General features: G+C 49.7%; 2 protein-coding genes and 1 pseudogene. 2 read left to right on the top strand and 1 reads right to left on the bottom strand.

Annotation, left to right across the window (positions count from 1 at the left end):
• Positions 1 to 496: 496 nt before the first annotated feature.
• Positions 497 to 637, top strand: a complete 141-nt coding sequence (locus VFG09_15210) for a hypothetical protein (GenBank protein ID HET6516501.1) — start codon at positions 497 to 499, stop codon at positions 635 to 637.
• Positions 638 to 1,445: 808 nt separating this feature from the next.
• Here the strand turns inward: VFG09_15210 and VFG09_15215 are convergent.
• Positions 1,446 to 2,207 carry a sugar phosphate nucleotidyltransferase gene (locus VFG09_15215; protein HET6516502.1) on the bottom strand — a complete coding sequence of 254 codons (762 nt, stop codon included), beginning with the start codon at positions 2,205 to 2,207 and terminating at the stop codon, positions 1,446 to 1,448.
• Positions 2,208 to 2,281: 74 nt separating this feature from the next.
• On the opposite strand from VFG09_15215, the pseudogene VFG09_15220 reads away from it, so the two are divergent.
• Positions 2,282 to 3,361 (top strand): annotated as a pseudogene (locus VFG09_15220) (IS630 family transposase).
• The last annotated feature ends 110 nt before the right edge of the window (positions 3,362 to 3,471 follow it).

Below are 3,471 nucleotides of genomic sequence, written 5' to 3' on the forward strand. Positions count from 1 at the left end.
GCAACTATACCCCCGAAAAAATATCCCTATATCCTGTAAGAAGACCGGAAGATTCTTATCGAAGCGCCATAATCGGCGCAGCGGCTTAGCTCTTCACGCGTCATTCATCAACTCGCGCAGATGAATGACGCTTACTCGCAAGAAACCGATTCAAGAAATCGAAATTGTTGCGGACTTCAGGAAGGAGCAGAAAAAAAATGGTCCATGCTTTCTGAGGTCTTTCCATCGCATAGTTCAGGACACATCACTCATCTACGAAGAAATAGTGTTTGTCGCAACCTTCCTTCCTCCTGCCAATAAACATGGTATAAAGAAGGTAAGATTGGTAAGGCAGAAGAACTTGCTACTTCCCGGGTCACAGAACCCTTGTTACAGCCTGTTCCCTGCCTCCCTGAGCCATGATAGGATGATTGGGCCGGAGAGCCCTGGTAATGCGGGAGGATTGGTGGGGAGGCACACCCTGTCTTGTCGAAAGGTGAAACAAGGAGGTGGGGCCATGCCAGAGCTTTTCGTAGGGGTCGATGTAGCCAAGGACGTGTCTTCGGCACAGGGGATTGATGGTCACGACGAAGGACGCTTTTCCCTGAAATTTACGATGGATTCAGAAGGGTCATACAGCTGTGGAAGGCAATTGTAGAGCACAGCAAAGACCTCTCGGAAGTCCTTGTCGCGGTTGAATCCACCGCTTGCTACCACATCAACCTGTATTCCTTTCTTATTGCAAAAGGGATTTCAACTGTAGTGATCAATCCGCCATCGATTGCAAACTTCACGAAGCTTTCCCTGAGAAAGACCAAGGCTGACAGAAAAGACGCCATGAGTATCGCCCAGTTTCTTCTGGTGCACCAGGAGACTATCAGCCAATTGTCATTGTCCCAGGAACTTCAGGACTTTCGTGACATTGCCAGGGAGCGGGAATCTGTAGGCAACATGCTTATCGCTCATAAGGTCGAAATCAAGCGATTGCTTCAGACCACTTTCCCCGAGCTGGAGCGAATCAGAAAGAGCCTATCTTCTTGCCTTCGAAAAGGCAAAAATGTCGTTGGTTATATGACAAAATATCGGCTGAATCCTGCTCCCTATTTCACTGCGCTTTTTGGTTGTTTGTCCTTCTTCTCTTTTAGATCTTTTGCGTGTTTGATCGCCTTCTGTTTCCGGTCCTTGTCTTTGTCCTTTTTGCCGCCCTTGTCTCCCACTGTGTGCCTCCTTTGGTCTCGCAGCTATATTCTCGCCGCGAGGACCGAGTGCGAAAACGCTATGGATCGATACTGTTCCCTATGATGAATGCTACCAAGAACATGAACCGAAGGCAAGAGTGGGATAGCTATTCAGCTGATTTTAGCATACCGAGGTTTTGAGGAAATCCTTCAGGTCGCTCCCGATATCCGCCCTGGCCAAGGCATATTTTATAACCGCCTTCAGGTAATTCAATGGATCTCCCGTAGTCAGCCATTCTCCGTTATCCACCTCCTTGGCCAAATCCCCCCACGTTCAACATACTGACGAATTGCATCAACGATCCAGAGCTCATTGTCTTTGCCGAGCGGAAGTTCTCTCAGAATATCGACGATATCCTGATTCAAAATCATCCGCCCGAAATCCGCCAATTGGGACGGTGCCTCATCAATGGACGGTTTTTCTATAATATTTTCGATTTTCGAAGAGTCAGGACGCAACTTTACAATCCCATAGCGGTTCACCATCTCTCGTTCGACTTTCTGCACCCCGATCATCAGGTGGCCATGGCCCTGATAATCCTTTATCATCTGTTTAGTGAACGATACCTTGGATTGCACAAGATCATCACCCCAAACATATATAAACGGTTCGTTGTGGACCAGGCTGGCGGCAGACAGTACCGGCGTACCGTTGCCATAAGGCCCTTTTTGCCTGACGTAAACGAAATTAGCCATCTCGGAAATCCGTGTTACTTCCTCAAGCTGTTTCAGCTTTCCCCCTTCTCTTAATTCATTGGCCAGTGCCCAGTTGTGATCGAAGTGGTCTTCCAGGGGTTTCTTATCCCATTTTGTCACCAGGATAATGTCCTGTATCCCGGCTTCCACCAATTCCTCGACAACCAGCTGAATAATCGGCTTATCCACGATCGGCAGCATCTCTTTGGGCATAGTCTTTGTTGCCGGAAGGAATCTCGTCCCCGCACCGGCTACTGCGATAATCGCTTTCTTTATCGTTGGCATGGGTCTCATATTGCCTCCTTATTTTGCTAGTGTAATGAGTCATAAATAGCTGACAATTGGAAAGATGGCAGCTATGATATATTATGCATTTGGCCCCACCCATTTTGCTGTCTTCCGCGGAACGGTCGAAGCTAATTGTTTGGGCGCGCGCAACAAGCCTGCCTGTTCGCCTCGTGCAGCGCGCGCGGATCGTTACCATGACGGCTGAAGGCATCACGAATGAGGATATCGCACGACAGTTGGAGATCTCTCGGCCGACCGTCCAATTGTGGCGGGAGCGATTCCTCGCCCTGCGAATGGCTGGGCTTGAAAAGGATGCTCCACGCCCCGGCCGTATCCCAAGTGTTTCGGAGAGCAAAGTCCGTGCAGTTGTCGAAGCCACTCTGCATACCAAACCGCCTAATGCGACCCATTGGAGCACACGCATCATGGCAAAGACACAAGGGCTCAGCCAATCCACGATCCGCCGCATTTGGAAGCAATATGGCCTCAAGCTCCATCTTATCCGGACTTTCAAGGTCAGCTGCGACAAGCACTTTATCGAGAAGCTTTATGACGTTGTTGGACTTTATCTCAATCCCCCGGACAAGTTCTTGGTTCTCTCCGTCGACGAGAAGAGCCAAGTCCAGGCTCTTGATCGAACCCAGCCGGGTCTTCCAATGAAGAAGGGTCGCTGTGGGACCATGACGCACGACTACAAACGCAACGGCACGACCACCTTGTTCGCGGCGCTGAATATGCTTGACGGGAAAGTCATCGGTGACTGCATGCCCCGGCATCGGCATCAAGAGTTCATCCGGTTTCTCAAGAAGATTGACACCGAGACACCAGCCCATCTTACCCTGCATCTCATCGTGGACAACTACGGGACTCACAAGCACCCGCGTGTCAAATCCTGGTTACGACGGCATCCGCGCTTCCATCTACATTTCATCCCAACATCGAGTTCTTGACTGAACATGGTCGAGCGGTGGTTTAGGGACTTGACGGACAAGCGCATCCGCCGAGGCAGCTTCCGCAATGTACGCGAACTCATCGTTGCGATCCGAGAGTACCTGGGAAATCACAATCAGAATCCTCACGTGTTCACGTGGAGTGCTTCCGCTGAGAGCATCTTGGTCAAAGTAGCCAAATGTAAAGAAGCGTTGGACTCACTACACTGATATGTATTAAACCTGTCAAGAGCGTATTTTCTTACTTACCTCTTATATGACCTCCTTGGAGAATGTGCACTTTGGACAGAACAGCAGCAATAAACGACGGTAGATCACTC

The sequence above is a fragment of the Thermodesulfovibrionales bacterium genome (assembly GCA_035686305.1).
Taxonomy (GTDB): Bacteria; Nitrospirota; Thermodesulfovibrionia; order Thermodesulfovibrionales; family UBA9159; genus DASRZP01.

Bases quoted from the DNA above. Each gene is read 5' to 3' on its own strand.
- VFG09_15215 (HET6516502.1), bottom strand. From the start codon at position 2,207: ATGAGACCCATGCCAACGATAAAGAAAGCGATTATCGCAGTAGCCGGT.
- VFG09_15210 (HET6516501.1), top strand. From the start codon at position 497: ATGCCAGAGCTTTTCGTAGGGGTCGATGTAGCCAAGGACGTGTCTTCG.